This is a genomic window from Streptomyces sp. NPDC007991 (assembly GCF_042958445.1).
Lineage (GTDB): Bacteria > Actinomycetota > Actinomycetes > Streptomycetales > Streptomycetaceae > Streptomyces.
Genome location: NZ_JBIBJD010000002.1, coordinates 896,919 through 920,124 on the forward strand (window position 1 = coordinate 896,919; position 23,206 = coordinate 920,124).

23 protein-coding genes and 2 pseudogenes are annotated in these 23,206 nt (G+C 66.5%); 16 read left to right on the plus strand and 9 right to left on the minus strand.

All coding sequences use genetic code 11. The annotated features are described in order from the left end of the window. Nucleotides 1-64: 64 nt before the first annotated feature. Entirely contained in the window at nt 65-934 is an 870-nt protein-coding gene (locus tag ACFZDA_RS08115) for a TIGR03620 family F420-dependent LLM class oxidoreductase (RefSeq protein ID WP_391076623.1), read from the plus strand. Nucleotides 935-1,012: 78 nt separating this feature from the next. Here ACFZDA_RS08115 and ACFZDA_RS08120 read toward each other — a convergent pair whose 3' ends face one another. The 3 genes from ACFZDA_RS08120 to ACFZDA_RS08130 all read right to left on the minus strand — a co-directional run bounded on the left by ACFZDA_RS08120 (nt 1,013) and on the right by ACFZDA_RS08130 (nt 3,149). After that, on the minus strand, nt 1,013-1,870 hold the full coding sequence (locus tag ACFZDA_RS08120) for a fumarylacetoacetate hydrolase family protein (RefSeq protein WP_391076626.1): 858 nt from the start codon (nt 1,868-1,870) through the stop codon (nt 1,013-1,015). A gap of 163 nt (nt 1,871-2,033) precedes the next feature. Then, nucleotides 2,034-2,741 (minus strand): membrane protein insertase YidC, encoded by a 708-nt coding sequence (locus tag ACFZDA_RS08125; protein WP_391076629.1) that lies wholly within the window; start codon nt 2,739-2,741, stop codon nt 2,034-2,036. Nucleotides 2,742-2,837: 96 nt separating this feature from the next. Next, nucleotides 2,838-3,149, minus strand: coding sequence for a DUF6412 domain-containing protein (locus ACFZDA_RS08130; RefSeq protein WP_391076632.1), 312 nt, complete (start codon nt 3,147-3,149; stop codon nt 2,838-2,840). Between the two features lie 244 nt (nt 3,150-3,393). On the opposite strand from ACFZDA_RS08130, the gene ACFZDA_RS08135 reads away from it, so the two are divergent. The 4 genes from ACFZDA_RS08135 (at nt 3,394) to ACFZDA_RS08150 (ending at nt 7,946) form a co-directional block, all read left to right on the plus strand. Continuing rightward, entirely contained in the window at nt 3,394-4,869 is a 1,476-nt protein-coding gene (locus ACFZDA_RS08135) for a beta-1,6-galactanase (RefSeq protein ID WP_391076635.1), read from the plus strand. A 130-nt stretch (nt 4,870-4,999) separates the two neighbouring features. Further along, the gene (locus tag ACFZDA_RS08140) at nt 5,000-6,016 is read left to right on the plus strand and encodes an SEC-C metal-binding domain-containing protein (RefSeq protein ID WP_391076638.1); all 1,017 of its coding nucleotides are present in this window, start codon (nt 5,000-5,002) and stop codon (nt 6,014-6,016) included. 425 nt (nt 6,017-6,441) lie between these two features. Then, a complete protein-coding gene (locus tag ACFZDA_RS08145; RefSeq protein ID WP_391076641.1) occupies nt 6,442-7,347 on the plus strand; it encodes an endonuclease/exonuclease/phosphatase family protein in 906 nt (301 codons plus the stop codon). A gap of 137 nt (nt 7,348-7,484) precedes the next feature. Next, nucleotides 7,485-7,946, plus strand: coding sequence for a DNA mismatch endonuclease Vsr (locus ACFZDA_RS08150; protein WP_391076643.1), 462 nt, complete (start codon nt 7,485-7,487; stop codon nt 7,944-7,946). Here the strand turns inward: ACFZDA_RS08150 and ACFZDA_RS08155 are convergent. The 4 genes from ACFZDA_RS08155 to ACFZDA_RS08170 form a co-directional block, all read right to left on the minus strand. After that, a complete protein-coding gene (locus ACFZDA_RS08155; RefSeq protein ID WP_391076646.1) occupies nt 7,878-9,224 on the minus strand; it encodes a DNA (cytosine-5-)-methyltransferase in 1,347 nt (448 codons plus the stop codon). The two genes, ACFZDA_RS08150 and ACFZDA_RS08155, sit on opposite strands and share 69 nt — an antisense overlap. Nucleotides 9,225-9,370: 146 nt before the next feature. Beyond that, nucleotides 9,371-11,188 (minus strand): SNF2-related protein, encoded by a 1,818-nt coding sequence (locus ACFZDA_RS08160; RefSeq protein WP_391076650.1) that lies wholly within the window; start codon nt 11,186-11,188, stop codon nt 9,371-9,373. Next, a complete protein-coding gene (locus tag ACFZDA_RS08165) occupies nt 11,185-12,621 on the minus strand; it encodes a hypothetical protein (RefSeq protein ID WP_391076653.1) in 1,437 nt (478 codons plus the stop codon). The genes ACFZDA_RS08160 and ACFZDA_RS08165 overlap by 4 nt, the downstream gene beginning before the upstream one ends. An 18-nt stretch (nt 12,622-12,639) precedes the next feature. After that, a complete protein-coding gene (locus ACFZDA_RS08170; protein WP_391076655.1) occupies nt 12,640-13,338 on the minus strand; it encodes a hypothetical protein in 699 nt (232 codons plus the stop codon). A 276-nt stretch (nt 13,339-13,614) separates the two neighbouring features. Between ACFZDA_RS08170 and ACFZDA_RS08175 the strand changes: the two genes are divergently transcribed. The 3 genes and pseudogenes from ACFZDA_RS08175 to ACFZDA_RS08185 all read left to right on the plus strand — a co-directional run bounded on the left by ACFZDA_RS08175 (nt 13,615) and on the right by ACFZDA_RS08185 (nt 15,522). After that, nucleotides 13,615-14,535 (plus strand): hypothetical protein, encoded by a 921-nt coding sequence (locus ACFZDA_RS08175; RefSeq protein WP_391076658.1) that lies wholly within the window; start codon nt 13,615-13,617, stop codon nt 14,533-14,535. 266 nt (nt 14,536-14,801) lie between these two features. Then, nucleotides 14,802-14,852 (plus strand): annotated as a pseudogene (locus ACFZDA_RS08180) (hypothetical protein); the annotation flags it as partial. A 124-nt stretch (nt 14,853-14,976) separates the two neighbouring features. After that, nucleotides 14,977-15,522, plus strand: coding sequence for a transposase (locus ACFZDA_RS08185; RefSeq protein ID WP_391076660.1), 546 nt, complete (start codon nt 14,977-14,979; stop codon nt 15,520-15,522). Here ACFZDA_RS08185 and ACFZDA_RS08190 read toward each other — a convergent pair. After that, the gene (locus tag ACFZDA_RS08190) at nt 15,494-16,033 is read right to left on the minus strand and encodes a YrhB domain-containing protein (protein ID WP_391076665.1); all 540 of its coding nucleotides are present in this window, start codon (nt 16,031-16,033) and stop codon (nt 15,494-15,496) included. The genes ACFZDA_RS08185 and ACFZDA_RS08190 overlap by 29 nt on opposite strands. A gap of 527 nt (nt 16,034-16,560) precedes the next feature. Between ACFZDA_RS08190 and ACFZDA_RS08195 the strand changes: the two genes are divergently transcribed. Both ACFZDA_RS08195 and ACFZDA_RS08200 read left to right on the plus strand, forming a co-directional pair. Next, entirely contained in the window at nt 16,561-17,259 is a 699-nt protein-coding gene (locus ACFZDA_RS08195) for a hypothetical protein (RefSeq protein ID WP_391076667.1), read from the plus strand. A 61-nt stretch (nt 17,260-17,320) separates the two neighbouring features. Continuing rightward, a pseudogene (locus ACFZDA_RS08200) lies at nt 17,321-17,902 on the plus strand (HAD family hydrolase). 14 nt (nt 17,903-17,916) lie between these two features. Here the strand turns inward: ACFZDA_RS08200 and ACFZDA_RS08205 are convergent. After that, on the minus strand, nt 17,917-18,564 hold the full coding sequence (locus ACFZDA_RS08205) for an ATP-binding protein (RefSeq protein ID WP_391076669.1): 648 nt from the start codon (nt 18,562-18,564) through the stop codon (nt 17,917-17,919). Between the two features lie 216 nt (nt 18,565-18,780). Here ACFZDA_RS08205 and ACFZDA_RS08210 point away from each other — a divergent pair, with 216 nt between their 5' ends. The 6 genes from ACFZDA_RS08210 to ACFZDA_RS08235 all read left to right on the plus strand — a co-directional run bounded on the left by ACFZDA_RS08210 (nt 18,781) and on the right by ACFZDA_RS08235 (nt 23,030). Beyond that, nucleotides 18,781-19,629 carry a Scr1 family TA system antitoxin-like transcriptional regulator gene (locus tag ACFZDA_RS08210; protein ID WP_391076672.1) on the plus strand — a complete coding sequence of 283 codons (849 nt, stop codon included), beginning with the start codon at nt 18,781-18,783 and terminating at the stop codon, nt 19,627-19,629. Between the two features lie 32 nt (nt 19,630-19,661). Beyond that, nucleotides 19,662-19,838, plus strand: coding sequence for a DUF397 domain-containing protein (locus ACFZDA_RS08215; RefSeq protein WP_391076820.1), 177 nt, complete (start codon nt 19,662-19,664; stop codon nt 19,836-19,838). A gap of 492 nt (nt 19,839-20,330) precedes the next feature. Then, on the plus strand, nt 20,331-20,849 hold the full coding sequence (locus tag ACFZDA_RS08220) for a winged helix-turn-helix domain-containing protein (protein WP_391076675.1): 519 nt from the start codon (nt 20,331-20,333) through the stop codon (nt 20,847-20,849). 83 nt (nt 20,850-20,932) lie between these two features. Beyond that, complete coding sequence (locus ACFZDA_RS08225) at nt 20,933-21,196, plus strand: hypothetical protein (protein ID WP_391076679.1); 264 nt, start codon at nt 20,933-20,935, stop codon at nt 21,194-21,196. A 74-nt stretch (nt 21,197-21,270) separates the two neighbouring features. Beyond that, complete coding sequence (locus ACFZDA_RS08230) at nt 21,271-21,795, plus strand: MarR family transcriptional regulator (RefSeq protein WP_391076682.1); 525 nt, start codon at nt 21,271-21,273, stop codon at nt 21,793-21,795. Next, nucleotides 21,792-23,030: a Bcr/CflA family efflux MFS transporter gene (locus ACFZDA_RS08235; protein ID WP_391076685.1), complete on the plus strand. Its 1,239-nt coding sequence runs from the start codon at nt 21,792-21,794 to the stop codon at nt 23,028-23,030. The genes ACFZDA_RS08230 and ACFZDA_RS08235 overlap by 4 nt, the downstream gene beginning before the upstream one ends. The last annotated feature ends 176 nt before the right edge of the window (nt 23,031-23,206 follow it).

Here is a 23,206-nt window from a genome sequence, read left to right on the forward strand (position 1 = left end):
CCTCCGGTTGGCACCTGCTGTACGCGTGATCAAACATGGCGCCCAACCGGAGGGATCCCAACCGATGACCACCGCCCTGAAGGAAACCGTCGGCCGGTACGGCATCTGGAGCGTAGGCCTGCGCTCGGAGGACCCGGACCGGCGCGGCGAACTCGCCGAGGCCGCCGCCGAACTGGAGGAACTCGGCTACGGCGCCGTCTGGCTGGGCGGCAACAGCTCCGCCGCCAACGCCGCCCCGCTGATCGAGGAGACCTCGAAGCTCACCTTCGGCACCAGCATCCAGAGCATCTGGCAGCACGAGCCGGACGCCACCGCAACGGCCTTCGGGGAGCTGGAGGCGGCCCACCCCGGGCGTTTCCTGCTGGGCCTCGGGGTGAGCCACGCCAAGCGCGAGGAGCAGTACGCGCGCCCCTACTCGGCCCTCGTCGGCCACCTGGACGGCCTGGACGCCGCCGGAGTGCCGGCGGACCGTCGCCTCCTGGCCGCCCTCGGCCCGAAGTCGCTCCGGCTGGCCCGCGACCGGGCGGCGGGCTCGATCCCGTACCTGGTCACCCCGGAGCACACCGCGCACGCCCGCGAGATCCTGGGCGAGGCCCCGCTGCTGGCCCCGGAGCTCGGCGTCGTCCTGGAGACGGACCCGGCCCGCGCCCGCGCCCTGGCCCGCGAGTTCCTCGGGATCTACCTCCCGCTGCCGAACTACACGAACAACTTCCTCCGGCACGGCTTCACCGAGGACGACCTGAAGGACGGCGGCAGCGACCGCCTCGTCGACGCCCTGTTCGCCTGGGGCGACGAGACGGCGATCCGCGCCAAGGCAGACGCCTTCTTCGAGGCGGGAGCGGACCACCTCGCCCTCCAGGTCCTGGACGGCGAGCCGCGCGACACCCTCCCCAGGAAGGCCTGGCGCGACCTGGCAGCGCTGCTGCTGGGCTGACCTTTCAGGGGCGCGGGGAACTGCGCGGACCACCACGACGGAACCCGCGGTCGCGAACGCTCCGCAGTTCCCCGCCCCTCAGGCGTCTTTGAACTCCTGGCGCTGCCGCCCCAGCCCCTCGATCTCCAGCTCCACGACATCCCCGGCCCGAAGGAACGGCTTCGGCTCGGGCGCCCCCAGCGCCACCCCCGCCGGCGTCCCGGTATTGATCACATCCCCGGGATACAGCGTCATGAAGTGACTGAGGTACCGCACGACCTCCCCCACCGGGAAGATCTGCTCAGCCGTCGTCCCGTCCTGCTTCAGCTCCCCGTTGACCCACAGCCGCAACGACAGCCGCTGCGGATCCGGCACCTCGTCCGCCGTCACCAGCCACGGCCCCAGCGGATTGAACGTCTCGCAGTTCTTGCCCTTGTCCCAGGTCCCGCCCCGCTCGATCTGGAACTCCCGCTCGGACACGTCGTGCGCCACCGCGTACCCGGCGACATGCGCGAGCCCCTCCTGCGCGGACCCCAGGTACCGGGCCGTACGCCCGATGACGACGGCCAGCTCGACCTCCCAGTCCGTCTTGCGGGACGCGCGCGGCACGAGCACCGTGTCGTTCGGCCCGACGACCGTGTCCGGCGCCTTCATGAAGAGGACCGGCTCGGCGGGCGGCTCCGCACCCGTCTCGCGCGCATGGTCGTGGTAGTTCAGCCCGATACAGACGATCTTGCCGATCCGCCCCAGCGGCGGCCCGATCCGCAGCCCGGTGGCGTCCAGTACGGGCAGCTCACCGGCGTCGGCGGCGGCACGGACGCGTTCCAGCGCCGCGTCGTCCGCGAGCAGCGCCCCGTCGATGTCCGGCACGACGCCCGACAGGTCCCGCAGGGCCCCGTCGGCGTCGAGCAGCGCGGGCCGCTCGGCCCCGGCCGTACCGACTCGCAGCAGCTTCATGATCAGTCTCCCTCGGTCGCGAGCGCCCACCGGAGGCACATGACCCGGTTGCGGCGGGGCAGCCATCGGAGGACTGGTCGATCCTCCAAGCTGGAAGTCCACTCCGCAATACCCGGTTCACGTACTGGACCGTCACTTACCGGAACCGCGTACCGCCCACCGCCTACCGGTACAGCACAGCGCGCTCGACGACACTCCACGTCGTACTGGTCACGACGTACAGCGCGGCGGCCAGCGGCACGACGGCCACGGTGACGAGGGTGAAGAAGGACATGAAGGGCATCACCTTGGTCACCGCCCCCAGCCCCGCCACCTGCTGCTCACCGGCCGGGAGGGCGGGGCTCGCGGTCATCATGCGCTTGCTGAGGCGGTAGCTGAACACGGCGACCCCGGCGACGACCGCGAACAGCCCGGCGTAGACGAGCCCCGCCCCGTCGAGGAGACCGCCCTGGAGCGCGTCCCCCCACCGCTCCCCCAGCGGCGCGGCGAGCAACTGGTGGTCGAGCAGCGCGTTGGCCCGCCCGCCGATCGTGTCGCTGGAGAACAGGTGGTAGAGCAGGAAGAACGCGGGCACCTGGAGCAGCCCGGGCAGGCAGCCGGCCAGCGGCGACACCTTCTCCTCGGCGTGCAGCTCCAGCACGGCCCGCTGGAGCTTCTCGGGGTTCTTCCCGTGCTTCTTCCGCAGCTCGGCGATCTTCGGCTGGAGCGCGGTGCGGGCCTTCTGGCCGCGCGCGGCGGCTCGGGACAGGGGGTGGACGAGGAGTCGTACGAGCGCGGTGAACAGGACGATCGCGGCGGCGGCCGCGGAGGCGCCGAACAGCGGCTGGAGCAGGTCGGCGAGTCGCTCGACCAGCTGGGCGAAGACGGACATGGGTGAGCCCTCCGGGGGTCTCGTCGTGCCGGGAGTGGGACAGGGCGGCATGACGACCCGCGCGGGGCCGGCTCTGTGCACGTGCTGGCTGTGGCCCTACGCGACGGTCGCCCGGAGGGCGTGTCCGGGCGCCCGGGGCCGGGTGCGCCCCCGGGCGTCGGGATCGCGTTGCGGCAGGAAGGCCGTACGGAGGTCACGGTCGCGGATGGCCGTACGCACCCGGGTGCGCGGCACGGCGGGCGCGCAGCGCGAACCGACGACGGCACAGAGCGTCAGCGCGGCGGAGGCCGCGGCGGTCGCGGCGAGCGCGACGGTGGCGTAGAGGCTGCCGGTGTCCAGCAGCGCCACTTCCAGCACCAGGAGGAGCAGCACGAGAGCGGGACGCAGACTCGCCCAACCGCGGACCATCGGCTCCCCTCCTCCCGAAGGCTCACTCGCTCGCTCGACTACCCGTTCTCTTCGCTCTGTTCGTTATACAGGATCGCTCCGACAGTCGCGTCCGAGACTTCGTACACGGGTTTGAGAAAGGTTCGTCGCAACTCTCGACAACCCACCGGTCACACCCGATGCTTCTCGTTGCCATGAACGGGCCACCCCGCGACGCCGGGCTTCCGGGGACCGGCGCCTGCCCCGATTCCCCCACGGAGGAACCGTGATCCGACGCAGAACCCTGCTGACCGCAGCAGGCGGTACGTTCCTCGGCAGCGCCCTGGCGACGGGCACCGCGCACGCGGACGCCACGATCGCCGTCAACCCGTCGACGACGTACGGCACCTGGGAGGGCTGGGGCACCTCCCTCGCCTGGTGGGCCAACGTCTTCGGCGCCCGGGACGACTTCGCGGACCTGTTCTTCACCACCAAGTCGGTGACCTACAGCGGCCGTTCCCTCCCCGGCCTGGGCCTCAACATCGCCCGCTACAACCTGGGCGCGTGCAGCTGGAACAGCGTCGGCGGCGAGACGATGGTCAAGTCGCCCAACATCCCCGCCTTCAAGCAGATCGAGGGCTTCTGGCAGGACTGGAACAACGAGGACCCCGCCTCCTCGGCCTGGAAGTGGTCGGCGGACGCCAACCAGCGCGCGATGCTGGTGAAGGCGACACAGCGCGGCGCGATCACGGAACTCTTCGCCAACTCCCCCATGTGGTGGATGTGCAGCAACCACAACCCCTCGGGCGCGGCGGGCGGCGGCAACAACCTCCAGACCTGGAACTACCGCCAGCACGCCTCCCACCTGGCGGCGACGGCCCTGTACGCCCGCGACCACTGGGGCGTGAACTTCGCGACGGTCGACCCCTTCAACGAGCCGGCCTCCACCTGGTGGACCGCGACCGGCACGCAGGAGGGCTGCCACATGGACCCGGCGGTCCAGGCGGCGGTACTCCCGTACATGCGCAGCGAGTTGGACAAACGCGGCCTGACGAACCTCCGCATCTCGGCATCGGACGAGACGAACTACGACACGGCCCGCTCCACCTGGGCGTCCTTCAACTCGTCCACCAAGGCCCTGGTCTCCCAGGTCAACGTGCACGGCTACCAGGGCTCGGGCGGCCGCCGCGACCTGCTCTACACGGACGTGGTGACGACGTCCCGCAAGAAGCTGTGGAACTCCGAGACGGGCGACAGCGACGGCACGGGTCTGACCATGGCGTCGAACCTCTGCTACGACTTCCGCTGGCTGCACCCCACGGCATGGTGCTACTGGCAGGTCATGGACCCGACGGCGGGCTGGGCGATGATCGCCTACGACGCCAACACCCTCCAACCGACCACGGTCCAGACGAAGCACTACGTCCTGGCCCAGTTCAGCCGCCACATCCGCCCCGGCATGACGATCCTGGACACGGGCGTGAGCTACGCGGTGGCGGCGTACTCGGCATCGGCCCGCCGCCTGGTTCTGGTGGCGGTGAACACCTCCACGTCGGCCCAGACCCTCACCTTCGACCTCTCCCGCTTCTCGACGGTGACGGGCGGCACGAACGGCGTGGTGCCCCGCTGGAACACGGTGACGACCGGAGGCGGCGACCTCTACACCCCGCGCTCGGACATCCGCCTGTCCGGCAAGTCGGTCAGCGTCCCCTTCGCCGCGAAGTCGGTCCAAACACTCCAGATAGACGGTGTGACCCTGTAGGCCGACGTCATGGCGGTGATTCGGGACGATCCGTAGAGCCGGGATGGCGAGCATGGGGAACCCGCGCAGGCCAGAGGTATGGCCCGCGCATCCCTCACGCTCGTCACCTCCCGGCAGTACGGTGTCCCCCATGCGCCCCGACACGCCTGCCGAAACCGTCGACCACACCGCCGAGGCGGCACGCCTGGAGCGGACCGCCGGCCTGTATCCCGAGGACTCCGAGGCCCTGCTGCTGCGCGCCGCGGCCCACCTGGAACTCGCCGGCGACCGCCCCACGGCCACGGCCCTCTACGACCGTCTGCTGTCCTCCACGGACGGCTTGGAGAACCCCCACCTGGTACGGGCGCTCAAGGCGTCGAACCTCTGGGAGTACGGCCACGAGGCCGAGGCCAGGGCGATCATCGAGGGAGTCCGGGCGGCGTCCCCCCGGGACCCGGCCCCCTGGGTGATCGTCGCCGAGGCCCTGGAGTCCCACGACGAGCTGGAAGCGGCGCACGACACGTTCACGGAGGCCGTCCGCCTCCTCCTGACCGACGTCCCGGAACCCCCGCAGCCGACCCACCCCCTCCTCTTCGGCCGCCACAGGATCCGCCGCATGCTGGGCACTGCCCACGACGAGTGGGACGCGCTGGCGGACACGGTCCACTCCCTCCCGATCACCCTGGACGAACTCCACGACCCCAAGCGCGTCTGGTCCCTGGGCTCGGAAAACCCGGCGGAACTGGAAGCGGAGATCACCCGCCTCCGAGCGGAACTGGGCGCCTACCGAGAGGCCCTCTCCCGCCCCTTCCCGGTAGCGATCCTCCACTGGCCGGCGACGGAACTCTCAGAACTCCTGGAGGCGTACCCGACCCTGGCCTCGGAATACCCCTCCCACGAGACCCACCTCGCGACCATAGAGTCCGCCCTACGAGAACTCGCCTCCTCCGGCACCCCCAACCTGGGCATCGTCACCGGCACGGTCCCGTCCTACGAGGCCTTCGCAGCCTCGGAGCTCTCTTCCCCGTCCGACGCGACCCTGCTCCCCCAGTACGCCACGACACTGGCGGCCCGTGGGCGCGCTGTGGCTTGGCCGCCACAGCAGGGGGCGGCTTGCTGGTGTGGGTCGGGGCGGGCTTACGGGGAGTGCCACGGCTCGGACGCCTAGCCGACGCGTGCACGAGACCGCCCATCCCACCGAGGCCTTCGGCCCATGGTTAGGGCGCCAGGTGCGACGAGCGGGTATGGCGCAGGCGGATCTGGCAGACCAGCGGACGACCTGCCGTTCTGCGGCGGCGAGGCACGGTAATCGTCACTGGATCAGCACGCTACTTGTCACCCTCAGCGCGCAGGAGCTCGGGCGGAGGACACAGCACGCGCTTACGACCGAAACGGAAACTGATTCACCTGGCGATTCGTCTTGGGCAACGAGCCGAGCGGATGGGAAGCCAGGTGGAGCGAGCAGTCAACGGTAAGACGTCGACGGGAAAGGCAGCAGTGCCCCGGTTGGCGCGGTGCTGGGCCGGACAGGGGCGTCCGGGCGACGCCGGAAAGGGGGATGCAAGGCGCCAGTGGGCCTGGACGCGCGGGCAGGTGGTAGCCGCGTTCGCGGTGCTGACGGCCGGGCTGCTGGTGTTCCACCGGGCGGTGCCCAACGCCGCGGGCCGACTGGGCAGTTTGCTCGAAACATTCCTGCCGTGGCTCGCCATGGTCGTCCTGACGCTGCTCGGCCTGGCCCTGCTGCGCCGTTCAGTCACCGCACTGGTGGCCCTGCTCCTGCCCGCGGCGGCCTGGACGTATCTCTTCGGTGGGCTGCTCCTGCCCGTGGCGAAGTCCGGCCCGCACGACCTGGTCGTGGTGCAGCACAACGTCAGCGACGAGAACACCGACCCTGCGGGCACGGCCCGTGCCCTGTCCGACGCCGAGCCCGATCTCATCGCGCTGCAGGAGCTGGTGCCTCCGGCGCTGCCGATCTACGAGAAGACACTCGCCGCGGACTACCCGTACCACGCGGTCCGGGGCACCGTCGGACTGTGGTCGAAGCATCCGCTCACCGATGCCCGGCTACTGGACATCAAACCGCAGGGAATCGCGGAGCCCTGGAGTCGCGGGCTGCGGACCGTGGTCAAGACGCCGCACGGCGATATCGCGGCGTACGTCGCGCACCTGCCCTCGGTCCGCGTCCGAGCGAGCGGCCTGGCATCCTTCCGGCGCGACGAGAGCGCCAGCTTGCTCGGCAAGGCCATCGCCGCCGAGCCGTTGAAAACGGTGATTCTGCTGGGCGACCTCAACGGCACAGTCGAGGACCGCGGGCTGGCCCCGCTGACCTCACGGATGAACGTGGCAGAGCGGGGCTTCGCCCTCAGCTTCCCCACCGCCTTCCCGCTGGCCCGGATCGACCAGGTCATGGCCCGCTCGACAACCGTCGCCCACATCCGCACCCTGCCCGCCACCGGCAGCGACCATCTGCCGGTCGCCGCGAGAATCACCCTGCCCTGAAGGAGCGGTCCCGGTGACAACAAGCCTGCCTACGTGACACCTATCGTGCTTCGGCTCGTCACCCGTGACCAGCAGTTACGGGACAGCCCTTAGGAGTGCCTGTGAACCCCGCCCAAGGGCGGACTACCCTCTGCCGTGTGTCCGAAGATCCTACGTGGGAAGCGCCAGAGGGCTCCTGGGCTTCGTCCGCAGCTCGCCGTCGCAACATGCAAGCGATCCGCAGCCGCGACACGAAGCCGGAGAAGCTGATTCGCCGTCTAGTCCACGCACAAGGGTTGCGGTATCGCGTCGCCGCCCGCCCGCTTCCCGATCTACGCCGAACAGCCGACATGGTGTTCCGTTCGGTGAAGGTTGCAGTGTTCATTGACGGTTGCTACTGGCATGGCTGCCCAGAGCACTACGTTCCGCCTAGGACCAACTCCGGATATTGGTCAGAGAAGGTTCTCCGCAACATGGAACGCGACCGAGACACCGATCAGCGACTCAAGGACGCCGGGTGGCTCGTGCTCCGCTTCTGGGAGCACGAGCCATCAGACAGGTGCGCCGACAAAATCGCCGCTACGGTCGTAGCCCGCCGAATCACTGGCCGACACCCCTGACACAGGGAACTCCATCTGTTCGGAATCCTTCGCTGGGGCTGGACTGTCGTTAACATCCATTACGTAACCTTCGAGCAGCTCTTCGCGGTGTTCTGGCCGCAGCACCGCAGCAATAGCCCGACCAACCGCTTCAGCAACTGGGGGCGGGAACGCGTTGCCAACTTGCCGGTATCGAGCGGTCTTCTTGCCCTGGAAATCCCAATCGCGGGGAAACCCTTGGACGATGGCGGCCTGCTCGACTGTCAGCATCGGTCCAGCGGGCCTGAAAAGATCCCTCTTGGGGTCACATTCCTTACGATCGTTAGCGACACCCATAGCGTTGACGCCCATCGCCTCCCAGGCACGCTTGGCGCGGGTGGGGCCGAGGTCCGCCCCACCATGCTTCCTCGAACCACCCACCAGGGTCGGCGCTACACCCCTCCCGGCGTCCCGAGCATTCTTGGCGTTGATCAGCCATTTATAAAAGACGTCTCTCCCAGTCCAATCTCCAGGCGAGGCCAACTCGCCTTCCTGGTTCTTGTCCCAGAAATCTTCGCAACGCTCCCTCATAGTCCTTCGAAGCTTTCCCACGACAGAGGCTTGCGTCCGTGAAACTTGCCGCGGCCACACAAACTCGACACCCTCCTCAATTGCGTCCTTATGGATCGCAACAAGGATGGCACGGGGCCGCAACTGAGGGACTCCAAAATCACTCGCGTCCAACCTTCGCCAAACACGTCGCATTACAGCATCTTGCTGGCGAGGACTCGCTGAGACATCAATTTCCGGAACTACATAGCCCAGCTTTCGGAGTTTATTAAGAATCCAAATACGATACTCGATAAAAACCTCAGGCGGTTCTAGAATGCCTCGGACATTCTCGATCATTACAGCTTTAGGGAGCAGGGCTTCGGTGATTTTCAAGGCGGCAGGAAATAGGTCTCTTTCGTCATCCTTTCCGAGCCTCTTCCCTGCCAAGGAGAACGGAGGGCAGGGAACACCCCCCGCAAGCAAGTCCAGCCTTTTTTTGCCAAGGCCAAGCGCTTTGTACTCCTCGGAGTCAAGGAACTTCGTGACATCCATGGGCCTCAGCTCCTTGGCCCGCTCCGTGGTCCACCCGGGCCACCCCCCCACGTTGGCGCGAAGCGTATCTACCGCATCCGGCTCCCACTCGACGAGGGCCAAGTGGTCGAAGCCCGCGTTGTGCAACCCAACAGCCTGTCCGCCTGCCCCCGCACAGATCTCAATCGAGGTCAGTGGCGAGGCGAACTGCGGACGCTGCTGGCCGCTGGGGCGCATGGCGCTCCTCCCGGAGGTGACTCAAAACTGTTGCCAAGTCTTACAGAGACGGTGATCGTGCACCGCGTAAGGCAACAAGAGTCTCGCACTGCTCCTGATTCCTGACCCAATCCGGGGCACGGGCGGGGCAGGAGAGCTACCCGGAGCTAGCCGCCGCCGATGTGACTGAGCAAGGCTTCAATGTCGTTTGGCGCCAGGCCAGCCGCAACCGCCGGCTCCTCCTGCAGGTCGGCGAGCTGCTGCACCGTGGGGTCATCAAGAATCTTCCCCATGAACTCGAGCTTCTGGTCCAGTCGCGCTGTGACGACCTCGTCGATGGTGTTCCGGACAGCCAGAACGGTGACCCGAGTGTCTGTCCCGGGCGCCAGTCCAAGGCGATGGATCCGGTCAAGGCTCTGCAGAAACCGTCCTGCCATGAAGTCACGATCCACATACACAGCGTCATGACAGATCTGATGCAGGCTGATGCCCTCTCCGAGTGTCGCCGGGTTGGAGATCAGCACCATGCAGCTCGGGTCCTCACGGAAGCGCCGCAACTGCTCGTCTCGGTCAGGCGTGCCACCGTAGACGACCGCGGGACTGTACTTCTCCAGCATCTGCTCCAGAGTCGTGAGGCTACGGACGAACGTCGTCCAGACCAGTGTCTTGCGGCCTCGTGCAGCGTTCTCCGCCACGATCGCCACCGCTTCTTTGTACTTGGGCGAGAGCTCATAGTCCGGCAGGTTCTGCAGGAGCGAGTACAAGGAGCTGCCTTCCGGGACTTCCAGTGGCGGTAGCTGATACGCCAAGGGCTCATACCGGCTGCCGCCCTCCAGGAGGAGTGCTGGGCTGGTGGCCGCCATCAGCAGTCGCAAGGCTGTCTTGCCGAGTGAACTCAGGTCATCCCTGGAGGCACGACTGCTCTCACCGCCCACCAGCGAGCTGTAAATCTCGTTGTGCAGTGGAGGCATGTCGACGTACCGCATCCTCAGCCAGACCGGAGGAAGGCCCAGCTCCTGCTTCGTCGTCCGGGTAAACAACGGCCGGAGGACGGAGCTGGCATAGGCAAGATCGCCACCTGCCACAGCTTGTACGACCGTTCGCTGCCCATGCCCGGGCCAGACGAAGCCGAGGAGGTTCTCCAGGTCCTTCGAACCATTGGGCGCCGGCGTCCCGGTAAGGATCATCCGCCGCTCGGCTAGGGGGCCAAGAGCCATGCATGCGGCACCGTACGTACCCCGGGCCCCCAGCTTCATTCGGTGCGCCTCGTCGAGAATGATCATTGAGGATGCTGACTTCAGCCAACTTGCCAACGTGGCTAGCGAGCGGTCAAGCCGTTCGTAATTGACGATCAGTACTTCCGCCCACTGATCCATAGACCCATCGAGGACGTGGGTGCGCAGCGGGTAGCTGAAGCACACCGCTGTCTCGTAACGCCATGACTCGTAAGCCGACTTGGGACAGACCACCAGGACCCGGCTCACGCGTTCCTGAGCCTTCTGTGCCGCGTACACGGCCAGGGCTACCCGCGTCTTCCCGGCTCCGGGAACGCTGAAGTTGGCCCCGTGCTGAAGCGTCAGCAGCTTAGCGATGTCCCGAAGCTGGAACTCGCTCAGTTCGCCTTTCCAGGTCTCACCCAAGAGGCCTGACACCTCGTCGGGCTTGATCTCCCCCTGGGGGTTGGTGCCGGCGAGACGCTCCTTGACCGTGTTGGCGTCCTGGACGACTCCCGCCACGAGACTTCGGAGCTCAGGGGCCCATTCCACTCCCTGGTGGTGCGGCCAACCACTAAGAACGCTGAGGTCCGCGAGCAGTTCATCGAGGGCAACCGACGCTGCGAGCGGGCCGAGCTGGCCACCCGTGCGGAAACGGGCGGCCAGCCGGACAAGGTGTTGCTGGTACTGGTCGGTCGTCCTGAGGACGACACGGGTGCGCGTCTCATCAAACCCGAGATGCAACGACGTTTCGGTAGCGTTGTCCGTCACTGGCGGCCCTCCGCAGCCGCGGCCTCCAGCAGCCAGGCAACCCCGTCACCGGGGCTCGGAAGGCCCCTGCCTGCCTGTTGTGCGAGCTTGCGAAGGCTGACACGCAGCTTCAACACAGCTTCATCGAAAGCTTCCTCGTCCAGACTCCTAGAGGTGCGGGCTTGGACGAGGTCCATCACGCACTGATCGATGCTCGCACAGGCTTCCGCGAGCCTCGCCGGCGCAAGCTGCTTACGCTTGCGCAAACGCGCACTACGGCCAGCAGCCTCGATCGCATCATCGAATGCCTTCTTCGCGTCGTCCCACACAGCCTGACTCTGTGCCTTGTCACTCTCGAGCAGATACGAGCCCTCACTACGGATAGCTGCACTGGCACGCAGAATCTGGTCGTTCAACGCTCGCGCCTGGGACACGGCAGAAGAGGCCGCTGGAACCGCAAGGTCAAGCCCGGGGATGGCCACCGCCTCCTGACCAACCGAGTTGCTGCTTGACTCGGTCAGTGTGGCCGGCAACGTGCGGGTGAGGTGGCCCTCCTTCAGGAACTCCTCGTCGATGTGCCGCACGTCCGTCTTCGAGAAGTCGAGGAGGATGGCGGCCAGTCGCCACTCCTTGAGAACCTCCGCCTGGTCCCGGTCGACAGTCTCAAGCTTCACGTAAAGGCGGTGAAGCTCCTTGAGGCGTTCCTGGGCGCCTTCCCAGTCCACAAGCCGCAGCGCCACGCCTCCACCGCTCTTGCTGCGATCGATGAGTTCCCGGATGGTACTCAGGATCCAGCGCTCCTGGTGATAGGTCTTCACCTGGATCCGGAATTCCTTGGCGATCTGTTCAGGTGTACGTCCGAGCGAGGCCTGCTCCTCCATCGCCAGAAGCCGGTTGATGTACGAGTAGTCGCGACGGTGGTCCTTGCGTAGCTGGAGGGACAGCTCGACCGCGTTGATGTCCGCCCACGTGAACGACTCCGGCAACACACCGACGCGCATCGACTGAGCGCCGAGCTCGTGCAGTGCAGCGGCCCGCGTGTTGCCGTTCACGAGCACGCCCTGATGGGTCACGAGGCCGGGATCGTTCTGGCCGAACTGCTCCAGGCTCTCCTTGAGCTTGTCGAAGTCGGTATCACGGATGTTCGGATCCGCCGGCGAGGCCTTGAGCAGAAACCGCAGGTAGTCCTGGCTTTCAGCACACCAAGGATCCTTCTCCAGCAGCTCATCACGGGCCGCGTCATGGCTGCGCTGGGCCCGGATCCGGTGCGTGCTGGGGTTGAAGTACAGTCCGCTGAGCGGCAGGTCAACGACCTCCACATGAGCCTGCTGCTCGTTCCAGTCGACCGTAACGGTCTCCCTGGTGCCGCCGGCCGTCTTCACCTCCTCCACCTTCTTCTTGATCAGCTCACTGAATTGGGCCGCGCGTGGCGGCGGCGGGAGCTCCCGCAGCATCGTTCTTCCCCGTCCTGTCTAGTTGTCCTGATCGTCCATGTCGTGGAGCGCGTCGGCGACGGCCTTGCGGGACTCCTCGGGAAGAGTCCGGTAGATGCCCCACATCTTCTCCATGGGACTGAGCGACCTCTGATCGGCCGCGATCCACGCCAGGAAGATCTGCCGCTCCATGGGGGCGAGCGACTCGGCGAGATCCAGGATCACTCCAAGATCGACCTCGCGATCGGTGCTGCCAGCCCCACAACGCTTGCATTCGGTGACGAACTGGTAGTCGTCCCCTCCGTCCGGCAGCACGACCTTCCTGCGTGCCACGTTCAGAACCGACAGCGTTATGCCGTCCTCGTAGGCTTCGCCACCAGCGATTCCACAGGACCGACAGAGGTGGTTGTCGGTCTGGAAGACCTTCAGGCGCTGTGCCGTCGTGAGACTGTTCTTGTGCTTGGGCGCCTTCGACTTGCCTGGAATCCAGACATCGGCACCCCTAGCGACGAAGCGCTGTTCCTGCTGCTTCAGAGACACGTCATCGCGACTCGTGTCGATCCGCCACCCGTGATCCCTGAGATCCCGGGTCCGCCGGTCAATCTGAGCGACCTCAGGGAAGGCCGCGCGCAGCTGAGCCTTCGTGAAGACGTTTCCCTCCCCTACCACATCAACCAGCCACAGGGCCGCACGCGCCATGCTTCCCAACTTCTCGTCCTGCCACGACGGCAGCCCCATCCATCGCCTCCGGTCAAGTCGAATGACATACCGCAATAAGCCGTGCATGACGGAAAAACCGATGCATACCCGGATTACACCCCCCGCTTCTCGAGCGGTTGCACCATCAGTCTGGCACCACACCCCGAAAGGAAGTCCAGCAGTTGAACACTTGCTCTGGAAATAGCAAGAGGCAACTCCTCGCCCCTCAGGCACAATTGCGGAACCCAGGCAGGCCTACCGGCCTGCCATCAGGAGTTACATCGGTCAACCACCGATCAGGGAGGCAGAAATCGCATGACACGAGACGGGGGCGTCCCAGTCGAGCGCGGCTGGATACACAAGGAGTTCCGCAGTGACGTTCCGCCGGGCCAGCGAGCCTTGGCCATAGCTCTCCAGAATCTATGCCGTCACATCACGCCGACATCATCGAACAAATCACCGAATACCGCTCCCACCCAGGCAGATGCAGCCCGGCACTTGCTCTGCAGCGAAAGCTCTCTGTCCAGATTCCTGAGCGGGCAGTCGGTGCCGCGATTCCACTCCGTAGAGCATCTCTACAAGACGGCCTGCGCCGACGCTGGCGGCGAGCATGCCCTTGGTGTCACCCTTGATGACCTGCGGAAGCTTCACAAAGCGGCTTCAGGTGAGCGATGCCAGAGCTGCGTTGATCTACGGTCGCAGCTGAAGGCCGCGGTATCGCAAGCAGTGACAGCGGAGGCTGAGATCGCCGCTCTGCGACAGTCAGCTTCGGGCGACGCGACAGAGCTGGAGTCCCTCCGACGAGAGGTCAGGGCGCTCAAGGACGCTGTCTCCGAACTGAAGTCCACCCGGGCCGGCTTGCAAGCACGGCTCACGACCCAGGCTGCGCTTGCTCCGCTGCCGGTCCCCCGCCGAAGAGGGGACCGGCAGCGGAGCAAGAACAAAGTGTCGGCAGCACGACAGGTGGCGAAGCGGGCAGCAGAGTTGCGGAGCGACGGCCGGCAAGATGCCGCACTGACCCTGCTGCGTCACACCACGGAAGTCCTCAGCCCCGCCGAGACCGCGACGTTGTTCATGGCACTCCGCCAGCAACGGCAGAACGAACTCGTGGACAACTTGATCCACATCTACGGACGTGACCACCGGGATCAAGAGGTGATGTACGTGACCTGGGAACTCCACAAGCAGGGCTTGCCGGACGACGCCGGCGCTTTGCTCCGGGCTGCGATCGAGTGAACGCCGGCGCTACAGAGCGGCGACTCCTCTTTGTATCGGGACCCAGCTGAGCAGGCCTCAGGGCACGTTTGAGATCTGCCGTACTCCCGAGCCGGAGCGGTCGTTGAGCTCTGCGTGAGTGGTGGTGCAGGCGGGTATCCGTCGGATTTGAGCGACGACCAGTGGGCGTTGGTGGAGACGTTGCTGCCGCCGTCGAGGGTGGGGCCAAGGGCGGACAGCGGGAGAAGCACCAGCGGCGCCGGATCGTGGACGCGATCTTCTACGTCGTGCGGACTGGCTGCGCCTGGCGACAGCTGCCGAAGGATTTCGCTCCATGGCCCACGGTGTACTCATACTTCACGTGGTGGCACGACGACGGCACTGTAGAGCGCGTCCACGACGCGCTGCGGAGCCAGGTCCGGGAGGCGGACGGCTGGAGTGCTGAGCCGAGCGCGGGGCTGATTGACTCGCAGTCCGTTCGCACGGCCGACACGGCGCCAGCCACGACCAGGGGTCGACTCGGGCAAAAAGGTCAAGGGATGCAAACGGTTCATCGTCACCGACACCCTCGGCCCGCTCCTGGCCGTTCACGTCATTGCAGCGAATGTCCAGGACCGCGACGGCGCCCGGCGTCCGCTGCTGTGGACCCGGCTCGACCATCCCGGAATCTGTAAGGTCTGTGCGGACCAGGGCTTCGTCGGCCGAATCGTGGACTGGACCGCTCAGCCCCTGGGGCGAGAGCTCGAGATCGTCCGAAAGGAACCCGGCCAGCGAGGCTTCCAGGTCCAGCTCAAAAGTTGGGCGGTCGAGCGGACCTTCGCATGGCTTACCGCCCGCCGGCGTCTGACCCGGGACTACGAGTCCAGCCCCGCCCGGTCCGAAACGATGATCCGTTGGGCGGTGATCGGCAACATGGTCCGCCGACTCACCCGGCGAGGGTCGGCCGCACGGCCAGGATCCCGTCCCCTCCGCCGGACCGCTACTGAACCGGGCCAGCCAGGGTGCTGATGGCCAGCGGAGGGCACGTCTCCGGCGTCCGGGTGAGATCGACCAGCTCCTCCGGTGGCACGTCTCCGTCCCGGAGGGCCATGACATAAGCCTTCGCCTGTTGCAGCCCCAACAGCGGGGCTTGCTTCCGCAGGTGGCGCATCGCGGCCATGGTCCCCTCGGAGTGCACGAGCGCCTCAACGGCCGCGACCAGCGGATCGGGTGGCCGGACCCCCCTGATCTGCTGGAGGTAGAGATCTTCCCAGGCATCGGTGGCGTATGTGGTGGCAGGGATGTGGTGGATACTCCCGTCCTGCCGGTCCACAAGGTAGGGCCCGTGGCCCACCAACATCTTCCCAATGTCGCGGCTGCGGATGTACCCCACCGATTGCCAGACGACCAGCCACCCGAGAGCGTTCTCCTTTACGTCGCAGACGGCTAGCTCGGGTAGTCGTGCCATCCATGGTGACTCCCGCCGCTGTCTCTGCAACAGGGCCTTGACAAGCTGCACGGCGCGCTCCTTGGTAACCACGCTCCCCATCCTTCACCACGGCACAACCGGTTTTTGTTCTCCGAGCTGACCAGTCGCACATTCCTAGATCGAGACCTCAAACACGGTCTCAGGCCCCCCAGCCCGGCTCGTCACCCCTGGGCAGGTGCCCCCACAAAGTCGGCCGGACGCCTGCCCGGGAGCGGGACGGCGCCGCAGCTGTGCTCCCGCCGGTCGGCATACTCGCCGACCGGCACTGCTCGGCCGGCGCCCCGGACCGCCTGCTGGCCGCACCCGCCGCCGGTTACCGCACCGCGGTCGCAGGCGGCTTGTCTCCCTTCCACCTCACTGACAGCCCGGGAACGCGCCCCTGCGCTGGGAACGCCCCCGTCGTCACCGCGACCAACCAGCGCCCCAGCCAACTACGTCCGCCGCACCCTACTTCCACAGTTGCCGAACGCTGCCGAACGTTGACGGCTGCACGAAGTCCCGCGACGGCGGTACAGTAGTTCGAGCCGTCACCCATGAGGGTGGGGCCGACGGTATTCATGGACCAGAGGAGGGGTGGCGTGGCAGACGAGCGCGCTGTAAGGCGGTCATCGAAGGTGAAGGTCGCGGAATTTCTCGCGGCTAAGGGCGAAGGCGAGGTGTTCAAGAAGCTTGAGTTGTTCGAAGGCGTTCCCGGTGTGGCTCAGGCGGATCGCCGCATGCGTGACCTACGGGAACTGGGCTGGCAGATCGACAACTACAAGACCGACCCGCGCCTCCAGCCCGACGAGTACCGGCTCACAGCGATCGGCACTCGAATCGACCTTGGTGAACAGCCGGAGCGATCTTCACGACCGCGGATCTCTGCGACTCGCCGCCGTGAAGCCATTGAAGCGGTCGACTCCTTGTGCCAGATGTGCGGCACAAGGGCCGGCGAGGCCTTCGCAGATGGCGGCGACGAGAAGGCGGCCCTTGGCGTCCACATCATTGACCCGAGTCCGCCAACAAACACGGAACTGTCGAACCTGCGTGTGGAGTGTCAGCGTTGCAGCCGCGGAAGCGGGACTGGAAAACCGCTGCCGACACGCGAAGAGATCTTGGAACAAGCCTCCAACCTCAGCAGTCGTGCCGAAAAGCGGCGTCTGTACCGGCTCATGCAGTCAGGGCAACCCGAGCGCGACGAGGTAGAGCGGGTTTTCGTCCAGTGGCTGCGTTTGAAGCATGACGACCGCGTGGATGTCATGCTGAAACTTGCAGGTGCTCTGATCGAGGAGGACTGACAGCCCTCGTTCCTCCAGGGGATGACCGGTGCGCCGAACAGCGCACCGATACCCTGCCCCCGTGATTCGCGCCGTGGTCTTCGACGTCGGTGAGTGCCTCGTGGACGAGACCCGGGAGTACGGCACTTGGGCCGACTGGCTGGGTGTGCCGCGGCATACGTTCCATGCGATGTTCGGGGCGGTGATCGCCCAGGGCCGCGACTACCGGGAGACGTTCCAGGAGTTCCGGCCCGGCTTCGATCTCTACAAGGAGCGGGAGAAGCGGGCTGCTGCCGGGCAGCCGGAGAGCTTTGGGGAAGAGGATCTGTACGAGGACGTCCGTCCAGCTCTCCGGTAGCTCCGGGCCGACGGACTGTGGCTTGGCATCGCCTGGGGCGCCAGCAAGCCCGACCTCGAGTTCTTCGAGAGGGTGGCCGACGCCGTGCCGTTCGAGGTCGGCGAGATTCTGTACGTAGGTGACCGGTGCGACAACGACATCCGGCCTGCCGGGCAGGCGGGTATGCACACAGCGCTTGTGCATCGGGGGCCGTGGGCCACTATTCAGTGGAACAGTGCCGAGTCCTTGGAACTGCCGACCTTCCGTGTCGAGGGGCTGCTTGAACTCAGCCGCCGGATGCGCGAGTTCAACGCCTCGGCGCGCTGAGTGTCGTAGACCAGTCACGCCCCTTCACACAAGGCGGCGCACTCGGCCTCGAAACGCATCTGTGCTCGGTCGAGCGTGTCGTCCGCGTCGCGGCCGTGGGCCTGGAGCCAGTGGAGGAAGTCGGTGATCGCCGCGATAACAGTCTCTTCCGCCGCGGCAGAGGCCAACCTGCCCGCACCCGTTCCGCACGGCAACCGCGAAGCAGCGGCGTAGAGGCCGAGCAGGGCCTCGGCCCGCATCACGCTGGGGGCTTCCACATGGCCGCTGGGGGCCGTGAGCTTTGTGGCCAGCTCGCACCACGTGACCTTCCGGTCCGGGCGTAGCAATACACCCCACCGATCGGCTACGGCGTCCACGAGCGCCATACCCCTCCCCTCCAGGGATTCCGTGCTCAGGTCCCTGAGGACGGGCAGGGCCCGTGTGTCGGGATCATGCACCTCGATGCGCAGGTGCGTGCCCCGTACGGAGACGACCAGCGTCGCGGGCGTGCCGTGTCCGACATGTGTGATGACGTTGGACACCATCTCGCTCACGCACAGTTGGGCCTCGTCCGTGATGTCCTGCAACCCCCACATGCCCAGGTGCAGTCGCATGATCCGGCGCAGGGCAGCCACCTCCACCGGTTCGGCCGTGAAGGCAACCTCCCACGGCTTGCGCGACATACACGCTTCCTGGCTCACGCGGACCCCTCTCGTCGCGGTCGACACCGCACTAGCAGCGCAGCGTCACGAACGATCACTTTGAGTTGTGCTGTCGACCACTGTGCTCGCAGCGCATCCCTTTGTGCAATGTGCACGGCGGGATTCCCACTTCCGTGTGATTGGCAAGCACACGTCTTGGCGCGAGACTGAACGCCCGCTAGTGGAAAGAGGGTTGAGATGGCCGGTTCACCCACGGCACGCCGTCGGCGCCTCTCGATCGAGCTGAAGAAGCTCCGCGAGAAGAGCACACTCACCTGCGCCCAGGTCGGTTCGGCCCTGGACTGGAGCGGCTCCAAGGTCAACCGGATGGAGACGGGCAGTGGGCGTATCCAGCCGTCGGACATCGATGCCCTGTGCCGCTTCTACGGCACGAGCGACGAACTGCGCGAGTTCCTCAAGTCGCTTGCCAGGCAGGCAAAAGTGCGCGGTTGGTGGCAGGTCCACGGCGCCGGCGTTCCCGAGTGGTTCAACATCTACATCGGCCTCGAACAGGACGCTTCGACGTTCCGCCAGTACCAGTGCGAGGTCGTACCCGGCCTCATGCAGACCGAGGTGTACGCGTCCGAACTCCACAAGTCCGGCGCACACATGTCGGCCGAGGACATCACCAAGGCAGTGCAGGTGCGCATGGAACGCCAGGCCATGCTGAGGCGACCGGATGCTCCCGATGCCTGGTTCATCGTGAACGAGGGTGCCCTGCGCCACGTCATGGGGGACCACGCCCTGATGCGGGAGCAGATGGAACGGCTCCTGGAGACCGCCGAGCTGCCGACCGTGACCTTGCAGGTCCTCCCCTTCGACGCGGGGATTTATCCGGCCACGGGCTCGTTCACCATGCTGGGTTTCCCGGCCCCGGAAGATCCGGACCTCGTGTATCGAGACGGCATCACCGATGCCATGTACTTGGAGGGCGAGCATCATGTCCGTGAGTACACGAGGGCGTTCGACGGCCTCCGGGCCGCGGCCTTGAGTCCTCAACGCTCAGCCATGTTGATCGAGTCGATCTTGAAGGATTACGCAAGGTGACAACAGATGCGTCCGGCGGAAGCGGCCGTCCGGTGTGGTTCACGTCGTCCTACAGCAACGGTGCGGGGGGTGAATGCGTCGAGTGCGCGTTCACCGGCGGTGGTGCCCTTGTCCGCGACTCAAAGGTCGAGGCGGGTGTGATCGTGGTGGGAAGCGATGCTTGGCGCTCCTTCGTCCAGACCGTGAAGCGCGGCGAGGCGACGCGCTAACCGGTTACCTCTCGCCACTCCGCTGCTGCGATCACGCGCCTGGCGCTTCGGTCCCCATCAGTGCGGCAGGCGCGCCTGCTCACGGGAGTCTGCCCGAGGCGGTCTTATACCGTCCGTAGACAAGACCGCGCGCAAGTTGCTGGTCAAGCAGTGCTGTTGGGCGAAGGATCGGACACACAGCAGTCCGGGGGGAGCAGACATGACACTCATCAAGCTGGGGCAGGGCCCGGAAAGCCCGGCACCGGACTCACCCACGAGGGCTCGCACCTGCTCCCATGTGCATGGCTGGTCGAGCCGGGCCACCGAATGCACTTGAAAGCCTCTCGCCCTTTTTGGGGAATCGGAGCCCTTCTTTTTGGTCCGGCCTCCGGACCGGTCAGCCAGGAAGCCGTTGATGTCTAGAGACCTTTAACGGTTCGGGTTACGCCGGGTCGTGACGGCTGTCGTGTGCCGCGCTATGCCGGAGGAATGAGGTATCCCGATGGTGGTGGATTGACGGCCGAGAAACGGTCTCGGCGTGAGCAAGTCCGGCTCGCAGCTGCTGACCTGATCGAGGCCGGGGCCAGCGACCGGGAGGTGGCCCGACGGTTCAGGGTGACCCGGATGTCGGCGAACCGCTGGCGGCGGGCGTTGTCTTCTGGCGGGCGGCAGGCCCTGGCCTCCAAGGGCCCCGGCGGTGCCCGCTGCAAGCTCGACCCGGGACAATTGCGTGTGCTGGCGACGGTGTTGGATGCCGGCCCGGCCGCCTCCGGTTGGAGTGACCAGTGCTGGACGCTGGCCCGGATCGCCGAGATCGTGCGCCGACGGTTCGGCGTCGAATACACCCTGGCCGGGCTGGACCTGCTGCTGCACCGCATCGGCTGGAGCGTGCAGGTCCCCTCCCGCAGGGCCACCGAGCGGGACGAGGCGAAGATCGCCGCCTGGAAGGACGAGCAGGGGCCTGTCATAAAAAGAAGGCGGCGGACTTGGGCGCCTGGCTCTGCTTCGAAGACGAAGCCGGCCAGGGCCTGAGGCCGCCCAAGGGCCGCACCTGGGGCCGCCGGGGGCACACCCCGGTGGTGCGGGTGACCGCAGCAGGGACAAAGCGTGTCCTGATGGCGGCGCTGATCTGCGCCAAAGCCGGCCACCGGCCACGGCTGATCTACCGCACCCACCTCGACCGCGGCCCTGCCAAAGGCCGCCGCAAGGGCTTCACCGAGACCGACTATGCCCGTCTGATGGACGCCGCCCACCAGCAACTCGGTGGACCGATCGTGCTGGTGTGGGACAACTTGAACACGCACGTCAGCCGCACCATGCGCGAGCTGATCGCCGGCGATGCATCTGGTGCAGCATGTGTCGACAGACCGCCCAGGTGAGAAGCTCACACTTACTAAATTGACTTAAAGTGCAGCCATTGAAGAGCCGTATAGTAAGCGTTAGCTTGGTAAGCATGGTTGATGTTCCAGAAGAGGTGTCGAAGGATCTGGTCTTGGCCGAGGCGTTGCGGTGGGGCGTGTCCCGCCTGGCTTCCCGGCTACGCGCCGAGCAGCCGGGGAACAGCCGCTCCTTGACGCGGCTGGCCGCATCCGTGCTCGCCAACCTTCGGCACAGCGGCCCACTGACCCCGTCGGAACTGGCCGCCATCGAAGGGCTGCAGACCCAGTCACTGACCCGGGTGCTCAACGAGTTGGAGGAACAGGGGCGAATTCGCCGGTCGAAGAGCGAGGTGGATGCCCGCCGCCAGAACATCGAGGTCACGGAAGCGGGGCGGGAGGCGCTGCGGGAGCACGTGCGCGATGGCAACGCCTGGCTGGCGGCTGCACTGCGTCAGACGCTGTCACCGGCCGAGCGCGGTGTGCTGCAGATCGCCGCCGGACTGCTGGAACAGGTGGCGGAGGCCGAGGTGGCCGTCGATGAGTGCCGGGGGCCGGCGCAGGCGTCAGGGCAGGTCGAGGGGGCGGCCCCGGCGCTATGACTACTCACTCAACCGGTAAGGCATCAGCCGGTCATCAGCGCCCGTCCCTCGAACTTCCGAAACGGCTCCCGCTGTTGATGGTTCTGGCCGGACTGAGCGGCGCAAGCCCGCTGGCCACAGACATGTACGTCCCCGCCCTCCCCGACCTGGCCCGCTCCCTGGCAACCGATGCTTCCGGCGCGCAAATGTCACTGACCGGGTTCCTGGCCGGAATCATCGTCGGGCAACTCGTTCTGGGCCCCCTCAGTGATGCGGTCGGCCGCCGGCCCGTCCTCATCGGCGGATCCGTGCTGTTCACCGTCTTCTCCGCCGTGTGTGCTCTGGCGCCCACGGTCGAGGTGCTCAACACGGCACGAGTCGGGCAGGGCATCGCGGGAGCGGCCGGGATCGTCGTCTCCCGCGCTGTCGTGGCCGACCTCTACGACGACCGTGAACTTCCCTTGGTCTTCTCCCGCCTGGGAGCGATCACCGCCACGGCCCCGGTCCTGGCCCCCTTAGCCGGAGGCGCCCTGCTGCTCGCGGTGTCCTGGCGCTACGTCTTCGCCGTCCTCGCCCTCATGGGCTTACTCCTGTCGCTGGGCGTATGGCGCTGGATCCCCGAGTCCCACCCGCCCCACGCCCGCCTCACCGGCGGGATGACCGCCAGCCTGCGCGCCATCGCAGAGGTCGCCGCACAGCGCGCCATCCTCGCACCGGTGCTGGCCCTCGCCTGCGGTGGGGCCGCCGTCTTCGCCTATATCGCCGGAACCACCTTCGTCTTCCAGGACATCTACCGTCTCTCCCCGGCTCTTTCCAGCCTCGTCTACGGCGTCAACGCCGTCGGCAACATGGCAGGGAGCCTGGCCTACGGCCACCTGGCCAAACGCCGGACCCCCGAAGCTCTCCTCATCATCAGCGGGACGCTGGCGACAACGGGGGCGGCAACACTACTTCTCATACAGGCGACCGCTGGCAGCACTACGCAGCTGACCTGGCTATGCCTGTTGATCACTATCAGCGCATTCGGCATCTTCTTCCCAGCCGTGATCACCGTCGCTCAGAGCCGCGGACGCGCTGCCCCGGGAGCTACCTCCGCTCTCCTGGGCGGAAGCCAGTTCCTCTTCGGCGCGGCCGCCTCCCCCCTGGTCGGGCTATTCGGTACCCAGAGCCCGGCGCCCATGGCAGCCGTGATGAGCAGTTGTCTCGCCCTGGGAACCCTGGCCGCCATTGCCACCAAACGTGCACACACCTCCTGAGGGTTGCTACCCCAAGGGTACTGATCACGACCTGGACAACAGAGAGTCCTGCGCCAGAAACCTTCAGCCGCCGTAACGCCAGCCCTTGAAGGTCTCTAACCTTCGGGTGCCGACGACGGCCGGCTCCGCCGCTGAGGAGTCCGGCCGTCTTCGGGTCGTCAGGGTGAGGTGCGGGA

Coding starts and splice junctions, on each gene's coding strand:
- ACFZDA_RS08115 (WP_391076623.1), top strand. CDS start 65: ATGACCACCGCCCTGAAGGAAACCGTCGGCCGGTACGGCATCTGGAGC.
- ACFZDA_RS08120 (WP_391076626.1), bottom strand. CDS start 1,870: ATGAAGCTGCTGCGAGTCGGTACGGCCGGGGCCGAGCGGCCCGCGCTG.
- ACFZDA_RS08125 (WP_391076629.1), bottom strand. CDS start 2,741: ATGTCCGTCTTCGCCCAGCTGGTCGAGCGACTCGCCGACCTGCTCCAG.
- ACFZDA_RS08130 (WP_391076632.1), bottom strand. CDS start 3,149: ATGGTCCGCGGTTGGGCGAGTCTGCGTCCCGCTCTCGTGCTGCTCCTC.
- ACFZDA_RS08140 (WP_391076638.1), top strand. CDS start 5,000: ATGCGCCCCGACACGCCTGCCGAAACCGTCGACCACACCGCCGAGGCG.
- ACFZDA_RS08155 (WP_391076646.1), bottom strand. CDS start 9,224: ATGCGCCCCAGCGGCCAGCAGCGTCCGCAGTTCGCCTCGCCACTGACC.
- ACFZDA_RS08165 (WP_391076653.1), bottom strand. CDS start 12,621: ATGCTGCGGGAGCTCCCGCCGCCGCCACGCGCGGCCCAATTCAGTGAG.
- ACFZDA_RS08170 (WP_391076655.1), bottom strand. CDS start 13,338: ATGGGGCTGCCGTCGTGGCAGGACGAGAAGTTGGGAAGCATGGCGCGT.
- ACFZDA_RS08175 (WP_391076658.1), top strand. CDS start 13,615: ATGACACGAGACGGGGGCGTCCCAGTCGAGCGCGGCTGGATACACAAG.
- ACFZDA_RS08205 (WP_391076669.1), bottom strand. CDS start 18,564: ATGTCGCGCAAGCCGTGGGAGGTTGCCTTCACGGCCGAACCGGTGGAG.
- ACFZDA_RS08210 (WP_391076672.1), top strand. CDS start 18,781: ATGGCCGGTTCACCCACGGCACGCCGTCGGCGCCTCTCGATCGAGCTG.
- ACFZDA_RS08225 (WP_391076679.1), top strand. CDS start 20,933: ATGGCGGCGCTGATCTGCGCCAAAGCCGGCCACCGGCCACGGCTGATC.
- ACFZDA_RS08230 (WP_391076682.1), top strand. CDS start 21,271: ATGGTTGATGTTCCAGAAGAGGTGTCGAAGGATCTGGTCTTGGCCGAG.
- ACFZDA_RS08235 (WP_391076685.1), top strand. CDS start 21,792: ATGACTACTCACTCAACCGGTAAGGCATCAGCCGGTCATCAGCGCCCG.